Origin of the sequence: Rhodococcus yunnanensis NBRC 103083 (assembly GCF_001895005.1) — a bacterium.
Lineage (GTDB): Bacteria > Actinomycetota > Actinomycetes > Mycobacteriales > Mycobacteriaceae > Rhodococcoides > Rhodococcoides yunnanense.
The window spans coordinates 1-23,300 of the sequence record NZ_BCXH01000013.1 but is presented as its reverse complement, the minus strand read 5'-3'; the positions used below and the strand labels follow the sequence as shown (position 1 = coordinate 23,300).

18 protein-coding genes are annotated in these 23,300 nt (G+C 65.8%); 8 read left to right on the top strand and 10 right to left on the bottom strand.

Translation table 11 applies throughout. The annotated features are described in order from the left end of the window. Positions 1-10: 10 nt before the first annotated feature. Positions 11-343, bottom strand: a complete 333-nt coding sequence (locus RY1_RS19390; protein WP_084727582.1) for a metallopeptidase family protein — start codon at positions 341-343, stop codon at positions 11-13. Positions 344-356: 13 nt separating this feature from the next. Then, positions 357-1,448, bottom strand: a complete 1,092-nt coding sequence (locus tag RY1_RS19385; protein ID WP_072805685.1) for a septum formation family protein — start codon at positions 1,446-1,448, stop codon at positions 357-359. Positions 1,449-1,482: 34 nt separating this feature from the next. On the opposite strand from RY1_RS19385, the gene RY1_RS19380 reads away from it, so the two are divergent. Continuing rightward, the gene (locus RY1_RS19380) at positions 1,483-1,875 is read left to right on the top strand and encodes an ankyrin repeat domain-containing protein (RefSeq protein ID WP_072805684.1); all 393 of its coding nucleotides are present in this window, start codon (positions 1,483-1,485) and stop codon (positions 1,873-1,875) included. 55 nt (positions 1,876-1,930) lie between these two features. Further along, a complete protein-coding gene (gene serS / locus RY1_RS19375) occupies positions 1,931-3,184 on the top strand; it encodes a serine--tRNA ligase (RefSeq protein WP_072805683.1) in 1,254 nt (417 codons plus the stop codon). Between the two features lie 9 nt (positions 3,185-3,193). Here the strand turns inward: serS and RY1_RS19370 are convergent, their stop codons facing one another. Beyond that, the gene (locus tag RY1_RS19370) at positions 3,194-4,444 is read right to left on the bottom strand and encodes an NAD(P)/FAD-dependent oxidoreductase (protein ID WP_072805682.1); all 1,251 of its coding nucleotides are present in this window, start codon (positions 4,442-4,444) and stop codon (positions 3,194-3,196) included. Positions 4,445-4,496: 52 nt separating this feature from the next. Between RY1_RS19370 and RY1_RS19365 the strand changes: the two genes are divergently transcribed. Further along, positions 4,497-6,413, top strand: coding sequence for an APC family permease (locus RY1_RS19365; RefSeq protein ID WP_072805681.1), 1,917 nt, complete (start codon positions 4,497-4,499; stop codon positions 6,411-6,413). 84 nt (positions 6,414-6,497) lie between these two features. On the opposite strand, the gene RY1_RS19360 is transcribed toward RY1_RS19365, so the two are convergent. After that, positions 6,498-6,899 carry a DUF3224 domain-containing protein gene (locus RY1_RS19360; protein WP_072805680.1) on the bottom strand — a complete coding sequence of 134 codons (402 nt, stop codon included), beginning with the start codon at positions 6,897-6,899 and terminating at the stop codon, positions 6,498-6,500. 60 nt (positions 6,900-6,959) lie between these two features. Here RY1_RS19360 and RY1_RS19355 point away from each other — a divergent pair, with 60 nt between their 5' ends. Further along, entirely contained in the window at positions 6,960-7,829 is an 870-nt protein-coding gene (locus RY1_RS19355) for a DUF6597 domain-containing transcriptional factor (RefSeq protein WP_084727580.1), read from the top strand. Here the strand turns inward: RY1_RS19355 and RY1_RS19350 are convergent. Continuing rightward, a complete protein-coding gene (locus tag RY1_RS19350) occupies positions 7,780-8,628 on the bottom strand; it encodes a hypothetical protein (RefSeq protein ID WP_072805679.1) in 849 nt (282 codons plus the stop codon). The two genes, RY1_RS19355 and RY1_RS19350, sit on opposite strands and share 50 nt — an antisense overlap. Before the next feature lie 65 nt (positions 8,629-8,693). On the opposite strand from RY1_RS19350, the gene RY1_RS19345 reads away from it, so the two are divergent. Genes RY1_RS19345 through RY1_RS19335 form a run of 3 tightly spaced genes read left to right on the top strand, consistent with a single transcriptional unit; the run spans position 8,694 to position 10,695 of the window. Further along, positions 8,694-9,446: a lysophospholipid acyltransferase family protein gene (locus RY1_RS19345; RefSeq protein ID WP_072805678.1), complete on the top strand. Its 753-nt coding sequence runs from the start codon at positions 8,694-8,696 to the stop codon at positions 9,444-9,446. Positions 9,447-9,448: 2 nt separating this feature from the next. Continuing rightward, positions 9,449-10,198: a lysophospholipid acyltransferase family protein gene (locus RY1_RS19340; protein WP_072805677.1), complete on the top strand. Its 750-nt coding sequence runs from the start codon at positions 9,449-9,451 to the stop codon at positions 10,196-10,198. Next, positions 10,195-10,695 (top strand): GNAT family N-acetyltransferase, encoded by a 501-nt coding sequence (locus RY1_RS19335; RefSeq protein WP_072805676.1) that lies wholly within the window; start codon positions 10,195-10,197, stop codon positions 10,693-10,695. The genes RY1_RS19340 and RY1_RS19335 overlap by 4 nt, the downstream gene beginning before the upstream one ends. Positions 10,696-10,698: 3 nt before the next feature. Here the strand turns inward: RY1_RS19335 and RY1_RS19330 are convergent, their stop codons facing one another. The 5 genes from RY1_RS19330 to RY1_RS19310 are packed head-to-tail and all read right to left on the bottom strand — an operon-like array spanning position 10,699 to position 22,279. After that, a complete protein-coding gene (locus RY1_RS19330) occupies positions 10,699-11,442 on the bottom strand; it encodes a CPBP family intramembrane glutamic endopeptidase (protein WP_072805675.1) in 744 nt (247 codons plus the stop codon). 49 nt (positions 11,443-11,491) lie between these two features. Next, a complete protein-coding gene (locus tag RY1_RS19325; protein ID WP_072805674.1) occupies positions 11,492-12,274 on the bottom strand; it encodes an ABC transporter permease in 783 nt (260 codons plus the stop codon). Then, complete coding sequence (locus RY1_RS19320; protein ID WP_072805673.1) at positions 12,271-13,047, bottom strand: ABC transporter permease; 777 nt, start codon at positions 13,045-13,047, stop codon at positions 12,271-12,273. The genes RY1_RS19325 and RY1_RS19320 overlap by 4 nt, the downstream gene beginning before the upstream one ends. Beyond that, a complete protein-coding gene (locus RY1_RS19315) occupies positions 13,044-14,006 on the bottom strand; it encodes an ATP-binding cassette domain-containing protein (protein ID WP_072805672.1) in 963 nt (320 codons plus the stop codon). The genes RY1_RS19320 and RY1_RS19315 overlap by 4 nt, the downstream gene beginning before the upstream one ends. Then, a complete protein-coding gene (locus RY1_RS19310) occupies positions 14,003-22,279 on the bottom strand; it encodes a non-ribosomal peptide synthetase (protein WP_072805671.1) in 8,277 nt (2,758 codons plus the stop codon). The genes RY1_RS19315 and RY1_RS19310 overlap by 4 nt, the downstream gene beginning before the upstream one ends. A 139-nt stretch (positions 22,280-22,418) precedes the next feature. On the opposite strand from RY1_RS19310, the gene RY1_RS19305 reads away from it, so the two are divergent. Next, positions 22,419-23,246, top strand: a complete 828-nt coding sequence (locus tag RY1_RS19305) for a Cof-type HAD-IIB family hydrolase (RefSeq protein WP_072805670.1) — start codon at positions 22,419-22,421, stop codon at positions 23,244-23,246. Positions 23,247-23,300 lie beyond the last annotated feature (54 nt).

Below are 23,300 nucleotides of genomic sequence, written 5' to 3'. Positions count from 1 at the left end.
GGGCCAGAAATCAGCCGAACCCCAACTCGTGCAACCGCTCGTCGTCGATTCCGAAATGATGGCCCACCTCGTGGGCGACGGTGATGGCGATTTCGCGGCGGGCGGTGTCGCCGTCGTCGACCATCTCGAGGATCGGTCGCCGGTAGATGGTGATGACGTCGGGCAGGTGGCCGCTGTATTCGTAGCGGTCGGTGAGTGCGACGCCCTCGTACAACCCGAGGATGTCCTCGGTGGGGTGCTCTTCCTCGACGAGGACGACGACGTTGTCCATTCGGTCGATGATGTCCGGCGGCAGTGTGTCCAGGGCGTCGCCGACGGCGTTCTCGAAGTCCGCGCGACTCATGCTGAATGGAATGTCACCCTCCCGGGGTGATCGGGGCTGCGCCGGGCAGCGGGGTCGGAAGGGCGCGGCCGTCGGGCGTCGACGGCGGTGGAACGGGCGGCTGACCGTTGATCAGGATGTCCCCTTGTGCGGTGCCGGTGATGGTGGCGAATCCGCCCTCGTCGAGTTCCTTGCCGACCGAGCAGCTGACCTGCCGGCTTCCGGCGAGCCAGCTGGTGACGTCGATCGTGTTCCAGAACAGGGTCAGGGTCTTGTCGCGCAGGGCGGTGTCGGAACCGAGGTAGGTGTTGACGGCGGTGGTGCACGCCGGTTCGAGGTAGGCGTCCTGATCGGCCTCGCTCGGGATTCCGCTCGGGAACTGTTGTTGCAGGTCGACGACCGATGCGACCTCGAAAGCGTGAGCCTGACTGCAGTCCACCGGATCGGACGGGACGTTCTGAGTGATACCGATGCAGGTGCCGACGTCCCACACGTTCGATTGATCCTGATCGAGCACCGATCCCGCCATCTCCTGCGGAATGCCGGTGTTCGACGACTGCTGGATTCCGCATCGCAACGTCCGCTCGCCCGACGCCCACCCCGCCTGGCTGGGGAACATCAAACCGACGCTGAACTTGCCGTTCGGATCGAATTTGGTACCGAGGTAGTCGTCGACGGCATCGACGCAGTGTTCGTCGCGTAGTTGGCCGAATCGGAGGGCTCCCGGGTACGCCGAGCCCGGAGCGAACTCGATGCCGGGGTACGCCGACATGTCGATGTCCTTCGCGACTTCGAATCGGTGTGGTTCGGCGCAGGAGACCTCGGCGAGATCCTGCCGGTCCGTTTCGGGGTCGTCGGTGGGCGTCCACTGCAGACAATCACCTGGCGCGGCCGAGCCGAAGGTCTTTCCCGACACTGCTCCGGTGGTTGCGGGCCCGGCAGCGGAGTGCGTCGTGATCTTCTCCGGCTGCGAGAAGCCCCCGGAGAAATACAGGGTCACGACGGCGGCAGCAACGGCGCCGATGGCGACCAAGGCGAGGCCACGACGCGCAACCGGCGCAGTCACTGTGCGCTGGTCGCGTCGCGGCGTCGGATTCCCAGGCTTACCCGGATCGCTGGAGGACATCACCGTCCATCATGCCCGAGTATGTTCGTCTCTCATGACGGCACCACAGAATGACGCTGACGTCGCCGAGCTCGCGGGCCGGCTCTTCACCATGGCCCGCACCGGTGACACGGAAGCGTTGGCCGGGTACCTGGACGCGGGTGTCCCGGTGGACCTGAACAACGAGGCAGGCGACACACTCGTCATGTTGGCGGCCTATCACGGCCACGCGGCGACGGTCGAGCTGCTGGTGAGTAGAGGTGCCGACGTCGACCGTCCCAACGACAAGGGCCAGACCCCGCTCGCCGGGGCCGTGTTCAAAGGGGAGGACGACGTCGTGAAGGCGCTCGTCGAGGGTGGGGCCGATCCGCTCGGTGGGCATCCGTCCGCGGTCGACGCAGCTCGTATGTTCGGCCGCGAGGACTACCTGGGGTTGCTCGGTCAGTGAAGGACGGCGGACGCAAGAACCGCCGTGGGTTGCGGGACAAGTAAGGTTTCGTAGCGTGATCGACCTCAAGTTCCTCCGCGAGAACCCTGATGTTGTCCGAGCCTCGCAGCGCACCCGTGGTGAAGACCCCGGACTCGTCGATGTGCTGTTGGAGGCAGATTCCTCTCGCCGCGCCGCCGTGTTGGCCGGGGATCAGTTGCGTGCCGAGCAGAAGGCGCTGGGTAAGAAGGTCGGCAAAGCGTCCCCCGACGAGCGGCCTGCGCTGCTGGCGGGCGCCTCCGAGCTGGCGGCGAAGGTCAAGGCAGCCGAGGCGACACAGCACGACACCGACGCGGCACTCGACCTCGCCCAGCGGGCGATCGCCAATATCGTCGAGGACGGCGCACCGGCAGGCGGCGAGGACGACTTCGTACTGCTCGAGACCGTCGGAGAGATTCCGACGTTCGACTTCGAGCCGAAGGACCACCTCGAACTCGGCGAATCGCTCAACTTGATCGACATGGAACGCGGCGCGAAGGTCTCGGGCTCACGGTTCTACTTCATGACCGGATACGGTGCGCTGCTGCAGCAGGGCATGCTGCAGCTCGCGGCGCAGAAGGCCGTCAAGAACGGCTTCACGATGATGATTCCGCCGGTGCTGGTGCGGCCGGAGATCATGGCGGGCACCGGATTCCTCGGTGCACACGCAGACGAGATCTACCGCCTCGAAGCCGACGACCTCTACCTCGTCGGGACGTCGGAAGTCGCGCTGGCGGGCTATCACTCGGGCGAGATCATCGACCTGTCCGACGGCCCGAAGCGCTACGCCGGTTGGTCGTCGTGCTTCCGTCGTGAGGCGGGCAGCTACGGCAAGGACACACGCGGGATCATCCGCGTCCACCAGTTCGACAAGATCGAGATGTTCTCCTACATCAAGCCCGAGGACGCGGCGGCCGAACACAAGAAGCTGCTCGAGTTCGAGCGGGAAATGCTTGCGGCCGTTGAGCTTCCGTACCGCATCATCGACGTCGCGGGCGGGGACCTCGGTTCCTCGGCTGCGCGCAAGTACGACTGCGAGGCATGGGTCCCCACCCAGAACGCCTACCGCGAACTGACGTCCACGTCGAACTGCACGACGTTCCAGGCCAGGCGCCTCGGCGTGCGATACCGCGACGAGGCAGGCAAGCCACAGATCGCCGCGACACTGAACGGGACGTTGGCGACGACGCGGTGGATCGTGGCGATCCTCGAGAACCATCAGCAGGCAGACGGCACCGTCCGAGTCCCCGAGGCTCTTGTTCCGTTCGTGGGGACGGACGTACTGCGCTGAGTAGCCGCCTCAGATCGTCGGCTTGACGTCGTCGGCCCACGCGATCCGCTTCGGATCTCCGTGGCACTCGACGATTGCCGAGTGATCGCTGTCGAAGTAGTCCCACGCCCAGGAGAGGAAGGCGTCGACCTTGCTGTGCGCGCCGCTGAGCAGGGCGGCGTGGACGCCGAGCCATGCCGCGAATGCCAAGGGGCCCTCGACTTCGTGTCGGTGTGCACCCACCTCGGCGACGGCGGCGCCGCGGCCGATCATCGCCATGATGCCCTTGTCGCGGTAGGCGAACGGCTTCTTGGGCTTCCCCTTGATGGTCCGCAGGATGTTCTCGGCCGCCCACAATCCGGCCTGCTGGGCGACGGAACCCAACTGCGGTAGTGCCTTCCCGTCGGCGCCGGGGATGTTCGAGACATCGCCGACGGCGTAGACCTCGTCGAAGTTCGCGACGGTGAGGTCGGCGAGAACATCGATCCTGCCGCCGCGTCCCGGCGTGGTGTCTGCCGTCGCGGCGATCGGGGACGCCGATTCGCCGCCCGCCCAGATCACCGTGCGTGAGGCGATGCGCGTTCCATCGCTCAGCGCCACACCTTCGGCGTCGACGGACGTCACGCCGACCCCGAGACGAACCTTTGCGCCGTGTTCGACGAGCTTGTCGTGCGCGTAGGTGTGTGACTTGTCGCTGAACGGAGCCAACAGATCAGGTCCGTGATTGATCAGCCAGGCCTCGCCGCGGCCTCCTGGATGGTCCATCTTGCGCAGTGCGCGGAACAGCTCGGCGAACGCCCCTGCCGTCTCGACCCCTGTTGGACCGCCCCCGACGATGACGACGTCCAGCGGGTCGTGCGCGCCTCCCAGGAGGTCGCTGACGTGGTGGCGGAGCTTCTCCGCGTCGACCACCGAGTAGAGCGGATACGAGAACTCCTCGGCGCCGGGCGTTCCGAAGAAATTCGCCGTCGCCCCTGCAGCCACCACCAGGTGATCACCTGTGATCGTCTCGCCTGCCGCCACGAGGGAACGGGCCTCGAAATCGAGGTCGGTGATCTCGGCCTGAATCACCCGAACCGAGTCGAGCGACCGGAAGATCGACGCCAGCGGCCGTGCCACGTCCACGGCAGGCAGCTGCGACGTCGCGACCTGATAGAGAAGCGGCTGAAACTGGTGGTAGTCGTTGCGATCCACCAGGGTGACGTCGACGCCCTTCTTTCCGAGTTCGTGTGCGCAAGCAATTCCAGCGAGACCGGCTCCGGCCACCACCACGTGAGTCATGGGTTCAACAGTAGTTCTGCTCGCGAAGGTTCGACAGGTTTACGCTCTGCTGATGGTGCGTCTGCGGTCGTGGCTTCTCAGTGACATCACCGAACAGCCGTCGGGCCACCTCGGTCCTTATCGCAAGCCGCGCACGGTCGAGCACACCCACCCGTGGTGGAAAGTGATGTGCCTGACGGGTGTCGACTACTTTTCGACGCTCGGGTATCAGCCGGGGATCGCAGCGCTCGCGGCGGGCACGTTGGCGCCGCTGGCCACGGTCGTGCTGATTCTGTTGACGCTCTTCGGTGCCCTCCCGGTGTACCGCCGCGTCGCCCGGGAGAGCCCGCACGGTGAAGGCTCGATCGCGATGCTCGAAAAACTCATGCCCAAATGGGGTGGGAAGATCTTCGTGCTCGTGTTGCTCGGATTCGCCGCGACCGACTTCCTGATCACGATGACACTGTCGGCGGCGGACGCGTCGGCGCACGTCGTCGAGAATCCTTTTGCGCCAACGGGTGTGGGCAGCGCACAGGTGATCATCACGCTTGTGCTGCTGGCGCTCCTGGCGGCGGTGTTCCTGAAGGGATTCACCGAGGCGATCGGGATCGCAGTGGCCTTGGTCGGGACGTTCCTCGCGTTGAACCTGGTGGTGATCTTCGTCGGATTCTGGGAGATCGCGCGGGCGCCGTCACTGGTGACCGACTGGCAACACGCGATGACGGCCGAGCATGGAAATCCGCTGATGATGATCGCCGTCGCCCTCGTCGTGTTCCCCAAACTGGCACTCGGGCTGTCCGGCTTCGAAACGGGCGTCGCGGTGATGCCGCAGATTCAGTCGGATTCGAAGGACGCGCTGGCCGGACGCATTCGAGGTGCGAAACGCCTGCTCACGACGGCTGCGCTCATCATGAGCGGATTCCTGCTGACGTCGAGCATCGTCACCACCGTCCTGATACCCCAGCAGGAATTCGAGAACGGCGGCCAAGCGAACGGACGTGCGCTCGCATACCTGGCGCACGAATACATGGGTAGTGCGTTCGGGACCGTGTACGACGTCAGTACCATCGCGATTCTCTGGTTCGCCGGGGCGTCGGCGATGGCAGGCCTGCTGAATCTGGTGCCGCGGTATCTGCCGAAGTACGGCATGGCGCCGGAATGGGCTCGGGCGGTTCGGCCGCTGGTGCTGGTGTTCTCGGTCATCGCGTTCGTCGTCACCGTGTACTTCGACGCGAGTGTGGACGCGCAGAGCGCCGCATATGCGACGGGTGTTCTCGTGCTCATCACATCGGCGTCCGTTGCGGTGACGCTCTCGGCTGCGCGCCGCGGCCAACGCGGCAAGATGTGGTTGTTCGCCACTGTGGCAACGATTTTCGTGTACACGACAGTCGCGAACATCTTCGAGCGTCCCGACGGGGTCAAAGTTGCATCGTTCTTCATCGTGGCGATTCTGGTGGTCTCGTTCTGGTCCAGGGTCACGCGTTCGTTCGAACTGCGTAGCACTTCCGTCGAATTCGACGAAGCTGCACTGGGATTCATCGAGGAAGCGGCATCGCAGGGCAGTATTCGGTTGGTGTGCCACGACTCTCGTCATCTGGACATGGAAGCCTACGCCGCAAAAGAGGCGCAGCAGCGGAAGGACAGCAACATCCCTGCGGGACAACCGATCCTGTTCCTGGAAGCCAACATCACGGATGCGTCGGAATTCTCGACCGATCTGCTCGTGCACGGCAGGCAACGCGGTGACTATCGGATCCTGTGGGTCGACGCGGCCGCTGTGCCCAACTCGATCGCCGCTGTGTTGTTGAAGATCCGCGACACGACGGGCGTGCGCCCCGACGCCTACTTCGAGTGGTCGGAAGGAAATCCGGTCGTCAACCTGTTGCGGTTCCTGTTCATCGGCGTCGGGGAGGTCGCTCCGGTGACGCGCGAGGTGATCCGCCGGGCCGAACCGGACGTCGAACGCAGGCCGAACGTGCATGTGGGCTGACGGATTTGCCGCTTGAATGTGCGCTTCAAGCTATCTGATCGTATGAATGGACTATTCAAGCGATCTTCCCAGCGTGGTGGGCGACTACGCGCGCAGTGCGTACCGCACGAACACCCGAGCCCCGGATTCGTCGTGCTGATACTCGACGGTCCCGTGGATTCCGACGAGCTCACCGGTTCCGGAGCCGGGCACGATATTGCCGAACGCGGCGGCGTCCTGCGCATCGCCGACGCCGCCGTGCTGCATCACGAAGCCTCCTGCGCGACCGTCGAGGCTGCCGTCGAACTCCTCGGTGGCGAGGTAACCGCGTCCGTCGCCCTGGCCGACGGTCATGAGCTGCGCGACGGATGTGCCGATCAGTGCACCGGTGAACGTCTTGCGGACAGTGGCTGTGGCGAGTTCCCTGCCCTCGGCGGCAAATGCGCTGTCGTAGGGGTGCTGGTCCCAGCCGGTGATCTCGAAATCGGCGCGTGTCTCTGTGGTCATGACACAACGATAGAAATTTTCGGTGGTCGGCTATTGAACATTCGTGCCAGGCTTGTCGCCATGACGGAACTACCGGCGCGGCGCCTGGATTCGGCCCGCGGCGTCCTGCACACGGCGCCCGACGGCGAATTCGACTTCCGGCGCTTCGATCCCCCGGAGGCGCTTGCTCCCTACGTGTCGTGGATCTGGATGGTGCGCTGGGACCGCGGCGATCGCGATGCGTATCTGCAATCGGTGCTGCCGCACCCAGCGGCGAACTTCGTCGTGGAAGGGGCCGGTGGTCAGCTGTGGGGACCGCAGCGATCTCGGTTCGATCGAAGCGTGGAGGGAGTCGGCCGCGCTATCGGGGTTCGATTCGAGCCGGGCGGGATCGCACCGTTCATCGACGGTCCCGTGAGTGGGATCGTCGACGCGCTCGTGCCCGGAATGTGGAACGACGTCGGCGAGCGGGTCGCTGCGACGGACGATCCTGCAGAGGCCGTCGGCCTGCTCGTCGCAGGCATCGAGCCACCGACCGAACTGGATCCGAACATAGCCGTCGTCGCCGACGCGGTGGCTCTGCTCGAGCGGGACAGATCCTTCACCCGCGCGACGCAGTTGGCCGAGCACCTCGACATGAGCGTGCGGTCCCTGCATCGGCTGTTCGCGGAGTACGTGGGTCTGGGACCGGCCTGGGTCATCCGGCGCTATCGACTGCACGAGGCGACCTCCAGGGCCACCGGAACCGTCGACTGGGCCGCGCTGGCAGCCGAACTCGACTACGCGACCAGGCCCATCTGGTCCGGGACTTCACGGCGATGGTCGGTATGTCGCCTGCGAGGTATGCGCTCCGCGCCCGGGTGTGACAGTGACGACGGGTGTGACAGTGACGACGGGTGGGTCAGGCCACGTCGCCGATGCAGTACCCGCTTCCCGCGAGGGTCAGAGTGAACACCTGGTTCTGCTCGAACCCCGTGACATCGGTGACGTCGGCGTACACGGTGGTGTACGCCGCGTTTGTGGCCGCGACGTAGACGCTGCCCGGGTTGTACGACGCGGACCCGGTGAGCCGGCCGGGATTGTTCGCCAGCGGCGGGATCGTCGGCGCTCCCGTGCCCTGTGGGTCCCAGGTAGCGCTGTTCGCGCAGACGAGCGGGTAGTCGCCTTCGAGGTCGGCGGGGGACACCGGTGTGCCCGTGAAGCGGCCGAGGTACCTCGCGACGGTGTACTCGGCGTCGGCGTCGGAGTACTGCGGCTCGGTTCCGGTCGGGCGGACGCGCGGGCAGGCGTATCCGGATGCGACGTCGCTGCGTGCGATCGATACCGTCGACACCGGGCCGGTCCAGGTGACGACGCTCTGGCCGTCGACCCCTGGCGTTGCCGCCGCATCCAGGATCGCCGACACGTCGGCGTACTGAAGCGGGAGCTCGGTCGGCGCAACGGTCCAGCACGTCGGCGTCACCGCGGGTACACCACCGGCTACGAGATCGCCGAGAAATGCTCGCAGCGCCGGTGCTGCCTGCGGGTTTCCGGGGACATCGCCGACGACAGGTCCAGGGGTAGGTGCGGCGGTGGTCGTCGGCAGCGGCATGCTGGTGGTGGTGGTCGTGGTTGTTTCAGGGGTGGTCGTCGAGGCTTTCGGGGGATCGGTGGGTATGCCCTGCTGGCCGTCGCCCTCACATGCGGTGAGCGTCAGAACTGCCCCCAGCAGTCCGACACCGGTGAAAGCGATACTGCGAAGCAAACTCATGTTCAGCGGACCTTCCCCAAGTACGTCTTCTCCCCGAGCTGTGGTTACGACTACGCTAGCCGACTGTGGAACCCGTCTACCGATCCGTCATCGGCATCGCCCGTGTGGTCTTCGCGTTCGAAGGTCTGAAATTCCAGGTCGAGGGCGAGGAGAACATCCCTGCTACCGGGGGCGCGGTCGTGGCTGTCAACCACACCGGCTACATGGACTTCACCTACGCGGGCCTTCCGCCGCGAAGGGTGAAGCGGTACATCCGCTTCATGGCCAAGAAGGAAGTGTTCGACAACACGATCTCCGGCCCCGTCATGCGCGCACTGAAGCACATTCCGGTCGATCGCGGTGCGGGCGCCGAGTCATACAAGGCGGCGGTGCAGTCGTTGCGCAAAGGCGAGCTCGTCGGCGTGTACCCCGAGGCGACCATCAGCCGAAGCTTCGAGATCAAGGAATTCAAGTCCGGTGCAGCGCGGATGGCCATCGAGGCGGGTGTGCCGATCATCCCGACGGTCATCTGGGGCGCGCAGCGAGTGTGGACCAAAGGCTTCCCGAAGCGGTTGGGCCGCACCAACACTCCGATTTCGATCGCCGTCGGAGCGCCCATCGATCCGGTCGGACCTCCGAGCGAGCTGACCGAGAAACTGCACTCGACGATGCAGCGGATGCTGCTGGAGCTTCAACAGGGTTACGAGCACGAGCCCGGCGCCTACTGGGTGCCCGCTCGTCTCGGCGGCAGCGCGCCGACGTTGGCAGCGGCCAATACGCTCGACGCGGAAGAGGCAGCGGCGAAAGCTGCAGCGAGACAGGCGAAGAAGGACAACTGACGATGTCGCGCGAGCCTGTGTATGCCGCTCTCAGCGGACTGGTTCGCGCCATCGCGTTCACGCAGGGCCTGCGCATCACCTACCGAGGCACCGAGAACATTCCGCGGGAGGGCGGCGCGGTCATCGCCGTCAACCACACCGGGTATCTCGATTTCATGCAGGTCGGACTCGTTGCGCGGCAAGGCAAACGACATGTCCGGTACATGATGAAGAAAGAGCTGGAACGCAACCCGATCGTCGGGTTTCTGATGCGGCACTGCAAGGCCATCGGTGTCGATCGCGAGGCGGGCGCCGAATCGTATGCCGCGGCCGTCGCGTCGTTGCGTGCAGGTGAGGTGGTGTGCGTCTACCCGGAGGCGACCATCAGCCGCAGTTTCGAACTCAAACGGTTCAAATCCGGCGCCGCCCGAATGGCGTTGGAGGCGAACGTCCCCATCGTGCCGGTCGCGATCTGGGGCGCGCAGCGCATCATGACCAAGGACATCCCGAAAGCCTTGGGAAGGAACAATTTTCCGATCCATATCACCGTCGGAACGCCGATCGGTCCACACGGCACTCCCGACGAACTGACGGTCGAGCTTCGCACCGCGATGGACGCCGCGTTGAAGTGCGCGCAGGACGGCTACGAGCATCCCCCGAGCGCACGGTGGGTACCGGCGCGGCTCGGCGGCACCGCGCCGACACCGGAGGCGGCGGCCGAGATCGAAGAAGCGGAGCTGGCGGCGCGTCGTGCCGCTCGCAAGAGTCGATGATCCTCGACGGCGACATCGTGCAGCTCGAGACGGTCTGTGAGGCTCACGTCGGCGATCTGAGGCGGATTCTGCACACCCCCGAGGTCCATGCGCGATGGGGTGACGACGACGCCGCCGAATCCTGGCCGTTCGACGACCCCGAGTCGGTGCGGCTGGCGATCGTGCTCCGCGGATCGGTCGTCGGGATGATCCAGTACGGCGAGGAGAGCGAACCGATGTACCGGCATGCGTCGATCGACATCTTCGTCGACCCCGAGGTACACGGTCAGGGGATCGGGCAGGATTCGGTGCGGACGCTGGCCCGGCACCTGATCGACGACCGTGGCCATCACCGCCTGGTCATCGATCCCGCTGCGGACAATGCCGCCGCCATCGCCTGCTACTCGGCGGTCGGATTTCAGCCGGTGGGCATCATGCGGGCCTACGAACGCGACGTCGGGGGCGACCGATTCCACGACGGCCTACTGATGGACCTGGTGGCAGACGAACTGCGCTGACGGTTACGAGACGGACGCGTGCCACACCAGTGCCGCTGCCAAGGCTCCGATGCCGTTGAGCGACCAGTGCAGCGCGATCGGAGCAATCAAACTGCCGCTACGACGCCGGAGCCACGTGAAGACGAAGCCGGCGGCCGCGGTGGCGAGAACGGCGGCGACGATACCGGCGACCTGGCCGAACAGGCCACCGCCCAGGAAGTTGCTCAGACCGGCGTTTCCAGCGGTAAGCCCGAGCGACGACGCGATGTGCCACAGCCCGAACAGCAGCGACCCGGCGGCGAAAACCCCGCGAGCACCGTAAATGCGTCCGAGCGTGCCGTGAAGTACGCCGCGGAATGCGAGTTCTTCGGGGATGACGGTCTGCAGCGGAATGACGATCATCGACGCCACGAGCGCGGCAGAGATGGTCGCGTACCGATCCGCCATGAAGAACGGCCTGGTCATCGGCAACAGAGCGCCGATGGCGACGACGGTCACCACCAGCCCGACGGCAGCGAGCGCGTACACCGACCCGGTCTTCCACTGTTTCGGTGACAGTCCCAGTTCTGCCCAACCCAGCCCGCGCCGACGCGTCAGGGCAACCAGGACGACGGCCGCGATGGGGACCGTGGCGATGCTGGCCCAGACCGTGGTGAAGTGAGCGATCAGATTGGTGCCGACAAGAACGACGATGACTACGGCGACGTCGAGATACGCGTGGAAGCCGCGCCAGCGGGCTGCCGTAGCGGCCTCCTTGGTCATGAGCATCCCGCCGAGTGTACGGACGATTCCTGAGAACGCCCGTCGGCCGCGAACGCTAGCGAGGTTGGGTGGCGCGCCGGAGACCGCGGTACGCAGGAACGACAGCGATCCCGAAGATGGCCGCTGACCAGGCTCCCGCCGCGGCGAGCGACGAGCCTGCAGGCTCACCCATCGCAATCGCCCGCATGGCTTCGATCGCGCAACTCATCGGCTGGTACTGAACGAGTGGCTGAATCCACGTGGGGTAGGCGGCGAGCGGCACGAAACCGGGATTGAGGAACATCGCGAGCGAGCACAGCAGCGAGACCGATTCGACGAGTGCCGTCTTGCCGAGGACGAACGACGCGGCGATGACTGCCGTCGCGAATGCGATACCGAAGACCACCGGAACCGCGACGAAGAGCACCGCCGAGTACCACTGGCCCTCGAATCCGAATCCGAGCAGAAAGCCGATGGCCGTGATGGCGGCCGTCGTGGACAGGATTCGGGCCGCCTCGGCCGCCGCTCTGGCCGTCAGTGACGACGCGCGGTGCACCGGCAGTACCCAGAACCGCGCGAGAATCCCGGCGTCCCATTCGCGGCCGAGGGTGACTGCGCCTGCGACGGATCCGAGCATGGCGCTGAGCAACGCGGTCATCGGTACTGTGCCGAACAGTGAGCTGGTACCGGAGAATGCGGAAACCTGCTGTCCGAGAACGATGTCGAGAATGACGAGCATCAGTGCCGGATAGACGATGGACTGCACGAGTGTCATCGGATCGCGGACGAGGTGGATCAGCAGTCTTTTGCTCTGGATCAGAGTCTGGGGAATCAGCAGGGCGGCGGAGTTCTCGCTCATGGGCGTCTCGTGTTCGCTCGAAGGGACAGGGGGACGATCAGAATCGACAGGCCGGCGAGCCAGAGCAGAGCCGGAAAGACAGTGGAGGGCACGGCGGATCCGTCGGCGAGGCCGCGCAGCGCCGCCGAGAACTGCGAGACGGGCTGATTGCGCACGAACGGCTGCACCCAGTGCGGGAACTGATCGACCGGCGCGAAGCCGCTGGAGAGCATGCCGAGAACCAGCTGCGGGAGGATGAGGATCTGCGTTGTCGCCTCGGGGCTCTTCGACAGTGTTCCGATCATGTCGGCCCCGGTGATCAACGTCGCGGCGATGAGCGCAACGAGCACGAAGAACAACGCCGAGTCGACGGTGTCGTCCGGCAGCCGGAATCCGATCACGTAGCCGCAGCCGAGCGCAGACGCCATGGAGATGGCGCATTTCGACATTCCCGTCGCGACGCGGGAAGCCAGCGGAACGGCAGGCGAAAGCGGCATCGACGCGAATCGGGTGTTGATACCGTCCACGGAGTCGGTGGCCGCGAGGAACGCCGAGGAGATGGCCGTGAATGCGATGGCCTGCAGCACGATCAGCGGCATCATGAACTGCCCGAAGTCGCTCACTCCGCTGCCGAATGCCGAGATCACCTTCTGCAGGGGCAGGAACAGCCCGACGGTGAACACCACGGGGGCTATCAGCGCGGTGATGAATTCACCTGTGCGCATGGATGTCCGGAGGGTTCGGGAGGTCAGCACCCACCACTGGATGCCCGGCGAGCGGGTCGGCGCGGTCACGACGCCACCATCTCGGGTGCGGGAGAGCCGGTGAGCGAGAGGAACACCTCGTCGAGTGACGGTCTGCGCAAGGCGATGTCGACCAATTCGAGGTTTTCCTCGTCGAGTCGGCGAAGCACTTCGGTGAGGGTCCGGGCGCCGTCGGGCGCGGGGACGGACACACGATCGGACGCCGGATCGAGGAGAAACCCACTGGGAAACATGCATCGCAGAACAGTGGCGACGGCAGGCAGATCGTGCGGATGCAGCGGGACCACCTCGCAGTAGCTTCCGCCCGTGCGCGCCTTGAGTTCCTCGGATGTTCCCTCGGCGACGACCGTTCCGTGGTCGATGACGACGATCCGGTCGCTCAGCACATCCGCCTCCTCCAGATACTGTGTGGTGAGCAGCGTGGTGATGCCGCGGCTCGACAACCCGGCGATCAAGTCCCACACTGCCTGACGACTGCGCGGATCGAGGCCGGTGGTCGGCTCGTCGAGGAACACCACCTCGGGAGGGACCACGAGGCCGCACGCGATGTCTATCCGTCTGCGCATACCGCCCGAGTACCGGCCGACGCGGCGATTCGCAGCATTCGTCAGACCGAACTCGTCGAGGAGGCCCTCGGCGCGGCGCTTGGCGGCATGCCGCCGCAGCCCCATCAGCCGGGCGAACATGACGAGATTCTCGTAACCGGTGAGGGTTTCGTCGAGTGTTGCGTGCTGGCCGGTCAACATGATCGACGCGCGGACCGAGGCAGGGTCACGAGCCACGTCGTGGCCCGCGACTCGTGCGGTCCCGCTGTCCGGGGTGACGAGAGTGGTGAGAACTCCGACGGTCGTCGTCTTTCCCGCGCCGTTCGGTCCGAGAACGGCCAGTACCTGCCCCTTCTCGGCGGCGAAGTCGATGCCGCGCAGTGCATGTACGTTGCCGAAGGACTTGCGAAGTCCGGATACTTCGATCGACAGGTCGCCTCTCATGTGAGGACTCCGTTTCGTAGGGTGGTCGATATCGAGTGCACTGCTGCGGGATTCATCATCGAGTCGTGCGTGGCATCGACCGGATGGTCGAAGACCCGGCCGGTGACGTACGGATTCCAACTGTCGGCCGCCCGTGAGGGTCCGTCCGTGCGCGCGCTGAAGAACTGGACGTCGCCGTCGAAGACTGCGGGTCGATAACCGGCGAGCGACCGCACTGCGTTGTCGTACGACGCCGCGAGCCGGTCGATGTGAACGGCCTCGACCATGTCGGTCTCGAACGTCTCGCGTACTCGCGCAGCCGCCTCGTCGGCGGTGATGTGCGGACCGACACCGTCGATGCCGAGGATCGGTGCGAACTGGTCGAAGAACTCGCCCGTACTCAGTGTCGCAGGCGGTTCCAGCTCGCACGAGTCCATGTTCGGGTCGAGCATCGCGAGCAGAGACACCTCCTCGCCGAGTTCTTGCAACCTCGCGGCGATGGCGTGTGCGACGAACCCGCCGTACGACCAGCCGAGCAGGTTGTACGGCCCATGCGGCTGTACTGTCCTGATCTCGTCGAGATACAGCTCCACGGCGTCGTGCAGCGACTGCGGAGCCGCAGGAGAGCCGGTCAGTCCCGGCGTCTGTATGCCGTACACGCGTGTGCCCGCGCCGAGGGCGGAGGCGAGGCCTGCGTAGCACCAGGCCAGCCCCGACGCCGGATGGACACAGAACAGCGGTGCCGAGTTCTCGTCGGTGCGCAGCGGAAGAAGCGAGTCGAAGGGACTCCGAGCCGGCCCGGTGCTGCCGCTTCCGTGCGCGTTCTCCGCTCGGGCCGCCAGCGCTGCCGCGGTGGGTGCCTCGAACAGATCACGCAGTGCCACAGCAGAACCCGAGTGCTGGTTGACGCGTGTCACCACCCGGGTCGCGACGAGCGAGTTGCCGCCCAGATCGAAGAACGAGTCGTCGATTCCGATGCCGTCGAGGGAGAGTACCTCGGTGAACGTATCGACGACGAGCGTCTCGAGGGGTGTCCGCGGGGCCCGATAGCGTCGGCGCCGATCTCCGAACTCGGGTGCGGGCAATGCTGCGCTGTCGAGCTTGCCGACGGCCGTCAGCGGGATCGAGTCGAGTATCTGGACGAGCGAGGGCACCATGTAACCGGGCAGTCGATCGGAAGCGTGCGTGCGCAGTCGCTCGGTGTCGAGCGTCGCGGCGTCCGTGGGTAGCACGTAGGACACCAGAACAGTGGTCCCCGAGGGCGCCTCGGTGCCGATGGTGACGGCGAAATCGACCTCGGGAACCTCGGTCAACACCGCGTCGATCTCACCGAGTTCGACGCGGAAGCCGCGGATCTTGACCTGGAAGTCGGCTCGGCCCAGGTACCGAAGGCGATCGCCGTCCCAGCGCACGATGTCGCCCGTCCGGTACATACGCGTACCGGGGCTGTCCGGATCCGCCACGAACCGAGTTGCCGTGAGTCCTGGGCGATTCTGGTACCCCCGCGCAACAGCAGGGCCCGAGAGGTACAGCTCGCCGGCAACTCCGTCGGTGACCGGTCGCAGCCAGCTGTCGAGGACGCGGGTCGTCGCGCCCCGCACGGGACGGCCGATGTCGATCGGGCCATCGGCGTCCAACGGCTCCGAACCGGTTGCCCAGATGGTGAATTCGGTCGGGCCGTAGTGATTGAGCATGATGCGATCTCGCGACCAGCGGTCGATCACCTCGTGGCCCGGTGCCTCGCCGGCGACGGCGAGGACGCGCACGCTGTCGATCGGGTCGACCGTCGAGAGCGCAGCCGGTGTGATGACCATGTGCGACACCTCTTCGGTAGTGAGCAGTTCGGCGAGCTCGTCACCTGCCGAGACCGAGGGCGGCGCGACCACGAGCGTGGCGCCGTTGGCGAATGCCATGAGCGACTCCGAGATCGACGCGTCGAAGCTCGGGGATGCGACGTGCAGGACGCGTGCGGCGGAATCGACACCGAACTGCTCCGCCTGTGCGGCAGCGAAGTTGGCCAGACCTCGGTGCGTGACTGCGACTCCCTTGGGTACTCCGGTGGATCCGGAGGTGAAGATCATGTACGCGAGGTTGTCCTGACGCGGTGTGGGCAGGGCGATGGACCGGGAGCAGTGCGGCGCAGTCGTGGCGTCGAACCACGTCACCCGATCGGGCGACGCAGGAGAGATGCCGTCGACGGTGAGGCCGAGCCGTGCACCGCAGTCGTCGAGCATCCGTTCGATGCGATCGGTAGGTAGATTCGGATCGATCGGGACGAATGCTGCGCCGGTCTTGGCGACAGCCCACATGGCGACGACCGATTCGATCGAACGCGGAATCGACAGTGCGACCATGGTTTCCGGACGCGCTCCGTGCATGATCAGCATGCGTGCCAACCGGTTCGACCGCTCGTCCAGCTCACCGTAGGTCACGTCGACGCCGCGGAATCGGACGGCGACCCGGCCTGGATGCTGCGACGCAGTGTCGGTGAATATCTCGGCGAGGGTGCGCGGTGCGACCGACGGCTCACCGTGTGCAGCGGCAGTGCCCGTTGCGGTCAGGGCGCGCACGCGTAGGTCGGGTTCGGCTGCGATGCGTTCCAACAGTTCGACGCACTGGTCGAGGACCCGTTCGGCACGCGGACCGTCGACGGCCTCCTCCAGATACTTCACGGTGAGCGAGAGTGACTCGCCGGGAATGATCAACAGGCTCAACGGGTACGGCGTCGCATCGGTGCCCTCGGCGTCCAGCACACGCATTCCGGCCAGATCGAGCGAGTGCGCAATGGCCGCGCGGTCCACCGGATAGGACTCCAATACCGTCATGGTGTCGAACAATTCGGGTAGACCGGCCAGTTCGTGTATCTCGCTGAGTCCGACGTACTGGTGGTCGAGCAACTGCGCCTGTTCCTGCTGCACGCGAGACATCAGTTCCGCGAGCGATTCTCGCGGGTCGAGCCGGACTCGGACCGGGACGGTGTTGATGAACAATCCGACCATCTCCTCGACGCCGGGCAACGCGGGTGGCCGTCCGGACACCGTGCCGCCGAACACCACGTCGGTGGATCCGGTGAGCGAGGAGAGCATGATCGACCATGCCGTCTGGATGGCGGTGTTGACGGTGAGTCCGTGCGTACGGGCGAGCGCATGCAGCGCGGCGGTCACGTCGGGTCCGAGTGACCGGGAGTGCTCTCCTGCCGCGGTATCCGCGGCGAGGCGGCCGGCAGACGAGACGAGCGTCGCCGAATCGACCCCGGCGAGCGCCTGCCTCCAGGCCATCCTGGACGCCCCTCGATCCTGGTCGGCAAGCCAACTCAGGTAGTCCCGGTAGGACCGTGCCTGGGGGAGCGCACCGACCCCGTCGAACACCGCGTACAGCGTGAGCAACTCCTGCACCAGAAGCGGCGTCGACCATCCGTCGAGCAGGATGTGGTGGTTGGTCATCAGCAGCCGATAGCCGTCGTCCGACGTCCGAATCAGGGCGAAGCGGATGAGCGGCGGGGTTGCCATGTCGAACCGCGTCATGCGATCGGTGCCGAGAATGTGCTCGACGGCGGCGTCGATGTTCGTCTCCTCGCGCAGATCGATTTCCGTCCAGCAGACATCGAGTTGATCGAGCACGATCTGACGCGGTCCCGAATCCAGCTCGCGGAACGCGACTCTCAGGCTGTCGTGGCGGTCGACGAGAGCTTGGGCTGCATCGTGTAACCGTGTTGCGTCGACGGTGCCCGCGAGCGTCAGAATCGACTGGACGATATAACTGTCGGGACCCTCGGCATCGAACACCGCGTGGAAGAGCAAACCCTCCTGCAGCGGCGAGAGCGGCCACACTTCAGTGAGCGCAGGGAACTGCGCCTCCCACGATTCGATCTCGCGCTGCGTCGTGGAAACGAGGGGGAAATCCGACGGTGTGTGCCGGGTGACGGTCTCGTCGGCGGTATGAGCTGCCAGCGCGGTGAGTGCATCGAGCCAGGCCGTCGCCAGGTCGTCGACGTCGTCGAACATGCCCGACGCGTAGGCGAAGGTCGCTACCAGCTGTGTGCTGGTGTCGGTCTGCTCGGCGATGACATCGATCTCGATGGCGGCCGACAGTGGCATCGACGAATCTGCGTGCGACGAAAATCGTCTCGGAATCCAGGGCGAGTTCGTCGCCGACTGCGCCCGGCCGAGGTAGTTGAACGAGATCTGCGGTGTCACAGCAAGTTCGGACGCGCCACCGATGTGCCGAAGCATGCCGTAACCGATCCCGTGGTCGGGGATCGCCGCCAGTTGCTCCTTGACGGCTTTGAGCGCCGATCCGGCTGCAGGCCCCGCGTCGAAGGCATCGACGGTGTCGATGTCGCTCAGGTCGAAAGCGACAGGGAAAACGGAGGTGAACCATCCGACGGTGCGGGTGAGGTCGGCACCCGGCACCGTGTGTTCCTCGCGGCCGTGCCCTTCGAGGTTCACCACCGCCGTCGGCCTGGACCGCCATCGTGTGACGGCGAGGGTGAGGGCGGCCAGCAGTGCGTCGTTCGGCCCGCATCCGAAGCGGTCGGGGACGGTGGTCAGTACGACATCGGTGACGGCGGTGGGCACCGTGACCGAGACGGATGCGCGTGAGCGGACGGTGTCGAGATCGGGATCGACACTGCGCTCGGACAGCAGCGGATCCTCGGTGGCCGCGATGGCAGCCCACAGTGGTAGCTCGTCCATGCGGTCGGCCACGTGCTCGGTGAGTCCGTGCGCCCAGCGCCGCATCGAAGTACCGATGGGCGACAGGGTTCCGCCCATCGCTGCGGTCGCGAAGTCCGGAAGCAGAATTCGCCACGACACGCCGTCGACGGCGATGTGGTGCAGCACTATCCACAGGGAGTTCTCGACTCGGGCGAGCTGGATCACGTTCCCGGTGCTCGGGTCGAGACGATCAGCGGCGGCGGCAAGCGCCGAATCCGGATCGTGTGGAGTCACGGTGAAGATCGCTGCGGCGTCGACAGATCCGACGGGAAGGATCTCATGGGTCCGTGCGATTCGCGAACGCAGTGCGTCGTGATGATCGATCAGCTGCGACGCCGCGGAGATCAGGGCTTCGTCGGTAACACCGTCCGGGACGGTGATCAGGGCGGCTTGGCTGTACGTGCGGAAGTTTCCTGCGGCCAGCATCTCGGCGACCACCGGGACGATCGGGACCTCGCCGATACCACCGCCGGCGAGCTCCGTCAGAACGGGAGCGGATGCCACGTCGGTTGCCGCTTCGGCGAGCCCGGCAACGGTTTTGCGCTCGAACACATCTCGCGCGGTGAAGACGAGACCAGCGGACTTGGCGCGTGAGACGAGTTGAATGGAGACGATGCTGTCACCACCGAGTGCGAAGAAGCTGTCGTCGGCACCGACCGAGTCGACGCCGAGGACCTCCTCGAACAACGCGGCGATGGCGACCTCACGTGGTGTGCTCGGGCGCCGGGACGTCGCCGCCGCGGTGAACACCGGTCGGGGGAGTGCGCGTCGGTCGACTTTGCCTGCCGGGGTGAGTGGGATGGAATCGAGCACCATGATCGACGACGGCACCATGTACGCGGGAAGTGTGCCCGTCAGATGCGCCGTCAGCCGCGCGACGTCCACGGGTACGTCGCCAGCGGGTTTGACATACGATACGAGAAGTGTTGCACCGGAATCAGTTCGATGCCCGACCGTGGTGACGAAGTCCAGGTTCGCTGCGGCGGAGAGTGCCGCGTCGACCTCGGCGAGTTCGATGCGAAAGCCGCGGATCTTCACCTGGAAGTCGCTGCGACCCATGTATTCCAGCTGTTCGTCCGGCGTCCATCGCACCAGATCACCGGTGCGGTAGAGGCGTTCGCCGGGGAAATACGGGCTGGCGACGAAGCGCGACGACGTCACTGCTGGGCGCTCGTGGTATCCGCGCGCCATGGAATCGCCTGCCAGGTAGAGCTCTCCGACACTTCCCACCGGGACCGGCCGCAACCAGCGGTCCAGTACTATCGCCGACGTGCCACCGATAGGGCCGCCGATCGTGACCGGACCGTCGACGCTCATCGGGGGGCTGTATGTGGACGTCACCGTCATCTCGGTCGGCCCGTACCCGTTGAACATCCGCCGGTCGCCTACCCACCGGGCGCGAAGCTCCGATGGGCAGGCGTCGCCACCGACGATTACATGGGTCAGCTGGGGCAGATCGGCGGGATCGAGGGTGCCGAGAACTGCGGGCGTCACGTCCACGTGCGTGACCCGATGTGTCCGAAGCAGATCGGCGAAATCGTTGCCTCCGTACGTTCCCGGGGGCACGACGACGACCGTCGCGGCCGCGCCGAACGCGAGCAGCAGTTCGGACAGGGACGCATCGAAGCTCGGCGAATAAGCGTGGGAGATCCGCGACGACTCGGTGATCGACAGACGCGCAATACCGTCGTCGACGAGGTCCGCGAGTCCGCCGTGGGTGACGACGACACCCTTGGGGAGCCCGGTCGACCCGGAGGTGTAGACGACGTACGCCGCAGTGCCGAAATGGATCGGTGCGGTTCGGTCTGCGTCGGTGATCGGCGCGGGAGAGTGCCCGGACAGGTCTGCGGTCACGGAGTCGACGTCCACGACGAGGTGGGCATGGGAATCGCCGAGTAGGTAGTCGATTCGGTCCGCCGGGTACGTCGGATCCACGGGCACGAATGCGGCACCGGTCTTGGCGACGGCCCACATCGCGACGATCGATTCGTAGGACCGTGAGATCGACACGGCAACAGAGGTTTCCGGTCCAGCACCGGCGTCGATGAGTGAGCGGGCCAGGCGGTTCGAATGCTCGTCGAGTTCGCGATACGTGAACGCGGACCCACTTGTCACGACTGCGATTCCAGTGGAATTCCGACGCGCAGCGCCTTCGAGAATCTCGGGAAACGTCTGTGCTGCGGCGGGTTCGGACCCGCTGTGCATCTCGTCGATCTCCGTCATGGCGAGCCCGATGACGGGTGCTGCCGGCTCGTCGAGGAAACGTTCGAGGAACGCAAGGAAGGCAGTGTGGTGGCGTTCGAGGTCGGCGGCTGTGTAGAGCTCTCGATTTCCCTGGAAGTCGATGTGCAAGTTCTCGCTGTCGCCGGAGTTCGCCTGGGGCGCTCCGTCCGCTGCACTGCCGGGGTAGACGTTGACGAACAAGTCGTCGATCATGCCCGAGGTCAGGACATGTAGCCGACCGACGAACTCGCCGAGCACGATTCGGGTATCGAACATCATCATGTTGACCGAGGGCCCGAATCCCGACGCCGGAGTACCGAGGTCACGCGCGATGTCCTCCTGACGGTACCGCTGCCTGCGCAGTGCACCGGTGAGTTCGAGCTGTGCGTCGCGGACCAGGTCGGCGACCGAGGTGGTCGAGTGCACACGCAACCGCAGCGGGACGACGTTGGCCACCATGCCGCCGGATCGACGCAGTACCGCGGTCGTCCGTGCCGAGACCGGCAGGCTCAGCGTCACTTCCGTGCTGTCGGTGGCGGCGGCAAGGTATGCCCCGAACGCTGCGACGGTGACCGGCGCGACGGTCGAATCGAGTGCAGAGGCAACAGCTTCGAGCCTCCGCGACAGTTCCGGGCCGAGCCCGCCGCGGTGCAGACGCGGGTGTCCGCCCGCCGGAGCCGCGCGACCGGCAAGACTGACCGGATCCGACAATCCCGCGAGGTGTTCGGTCCAGTAGGCGCGATCGGCCACGAATCGTTCCGAGGACCGATACTGCACGTCGGCGTCGACGATGGACGACAGCTTCTCGGCGCGGCCCGCAGGCGCGTCGGAGCCGAGGGTGTACAGCTCGGCGCACCGCTTGAGCAGCGTCATCGCGCCGTAGCCGTCGAGCGCGATGTGATGGATGCGGGTGTACCAGAAGGAATGCTCGTCGCTGACCCGCAATATCGCCATCGTGACGAGGCGATCGCGCGTCGGGTCGATAGGTGCGGAGTACTCGTCGTACATCCAGGCATGCGCGGCGGCGATCGGATCGGCTTCACCGCGAAGATCCAGATGCGGAAGCGAGTCGTCGACCTGAGGATCCACGGTCTGCATCGGGTGACCGTCGACCTCGACGATCCGCAGATAGCCGGTCCCGAATTCGCGGCCCGCGGCCATCGCGGCCGTGGTCAGCCTGTCGATGTCGAGGTTGCCGCGGATCTCGATGAACTGCGCGATGGAGATCGGCACATCGCTGTCCAGGTGCTGGGCGAACCAGATGCCGCGTTGCGCAGCCGAGAGCGGAAAGAGCGCCGGGGTTGTGGGCGCCGGGGGTGTGGGGACCTGGGATGTGGGTGCCGGGGAGAAATCCATGCACCTCACGTTCGTCCGGAATCGCGTCGTCGGACACGGACCCTCGAGGTGGCGCGCGCGCACCGAGGGTGAGCGTTTCCCCACCCTGGGTGGTATGCCAGGGCCGTACTGTCGGGTCGTTAGGGCACAATGACGACCGATGCCTGACACCAGCCGTACCAAGCCCCGCCTCGTCGCCAGTGATGTCGACGGCACCCTGCTCGACGATCATGAGAAGGTCACCGAGCGCACTCGACGGGCCGTGATCGCGATGGTGAAAGAGGGCACTCCGTTCGTGCTGTCCACGGGCAGGCCGCCGAGGTGGATCTCGCCCGTCGTCGAACAGCTCGGTTACGCCCCGATGTGCGTCTGCGCCAATGGTGCGGTGATCTACGACAGCGGAACCGATCGGATTCTCGACGCCCAGACGCTGTCGGCCGAGACACTGGGTCAGCTGGCAGAGATCGCATACGACGTTCTGCCCGGCTGCGGTCTCGCCGCCGAACGCGTCGGAGCCACCGCGCACGATGCGGCAACGCCTCAGTTCGTCAGCTCACCCGGCTACGAGCACGCGTGGCTCAACCCGGACAACACCGAGATGTCGTCCGAGGAGGTGCTCGACACCCCGGCGGTGAAGCTGCTGATCAGGCTGTCCCACGCCAGCAGCGGCGACATGGTGGCAGCGCTTGCGCCGCACATGGCCGGACGCGCCGACGTGACGTTCTCCACCGACAACGGTCTGATCGAACTGTCGGCGCCGGGTGTGACGAAGGCGTCGGGACTGCGCATCGTGGCCGAGCGGGTCAACGTCGCCCCTGCCGAGATCGCCGCGTTCGGAGACATGCCGAACGATGTACCGATGCTGGAAATGGTCGGCCTCGGGGTGGCGATGGGCAACGCGCACCCAGCGGCCCTCGCCGTCGCCGACGAAGTGACCGCCACCAACGCCGAAGACGGGGTCGCGCAGGTGCTCGAACGCTGGTGGTGACCCCCGCCGCTTCCCCGCAAACGCACGTGCATTTGCGTGCCACGGGGGCGTAAC

Coding starts and splice junctions, on each gene's coding strand:
- RY1_RS19385 (WP_072805685.1), bottom strand. CDS start 1,448: ATGTCCTCCAGCGATCCGGGTAAGCCTGGGAATCCGACGCCGCGACGC.
- RY1_RS19305 (WP_072805670.1), top strand. CDS start 22,419: ATGCCTGACACCAGCCGTACCAAGCCCCGCCTCGTCGCCAGTGATGTC.
- RY1_RS19350 (WP_072805679.1), bottom strand. CDS start 8,628: ATGAGTTTGCTTCGCAGTATCGCTTTCACCGGTGTCGGACTGCTGGGG.
- RY1_RS19310 (WP_072805671.1), bottom strand. CDS start 22,279: ATGGATTTCTCCCCGGCACCCACATCCCAGGTCCCCACACCCCCGGCG.
- RY1_RS19315 (WP_072805672.1), bottom strand. CDS start 14,006: ATGAGAGGCGACCTGTCGATCGAAGTATCCGGACTTCGCAAGTCCTTC.
- RY1_RS19335 (WP_072805676.1), top strand. CDS start 10,195: ATGATCCTCGACGGCGACATCGTGCAGCTCGAGACGGTCTGTGAGGCT.
- RY1_RS19365 (WP_072805681.1), top strand. CDS start 4,497: ATGGTGCGTCTGCGGTCGTGGCTTCTCAGTGACATCACCGAACAGCCG.
- RY1_RS19325 (WP_072805674.1), bottom strand. CDS start 12,274: ATGAGCGAGAACTCCGCCGCCCTGCTGATTCCCCAGACTCTGATCCAG.
- RY1_RS19340 (WP_072805677.1), top strand. CDS start 9,449: ATGTCGCGCGAGCCTGTGTATGCCGCTCTCAGCGGACTGGTTCGCGCC.
- RY1_RS19390 (WP_084727582.1), bottom strand. CDS start 343: ATGAGTCGCGCGGACTTCGAGAACGCCGTCGGCGACGCCCTGGACACA.
- RY1_RS19355 (WP_084727580.1), top strand. CDS start 6,960: ATGACGGAACTACCGGCGCGGCGCCTGGATTCGGCCCGCGGCGTCCTG.
- RY1_RS19380 (WP_072805684.1), top strand. CDS start 1,483: ATGACGGCACCACAGAATGACGCTGACGTCGCCGAGCTCGCGGGCCGG.
- RY1_RS19360 (WP_072805680.1), bottom strand. CDS start 6,899: ATGACCACAGAGACACGCGCCGATTTCGAGATCACCGGCTGGGACCAG.
- RY1_RS19370 (WP_072805682.1), bottom strand. CDS start 4,444: ATGACTCACGTGGTGGTGGCCGGAGCCGGTCTCGCTGGAATTGCTTGC.
- RY1_RS19330 (WP_072805675.1), bottom strand. CDS start 11,442: ATGCTCATGACCAAGGAGGCCGCTACGGCAGCCCGCTGGCGCGGCTTC.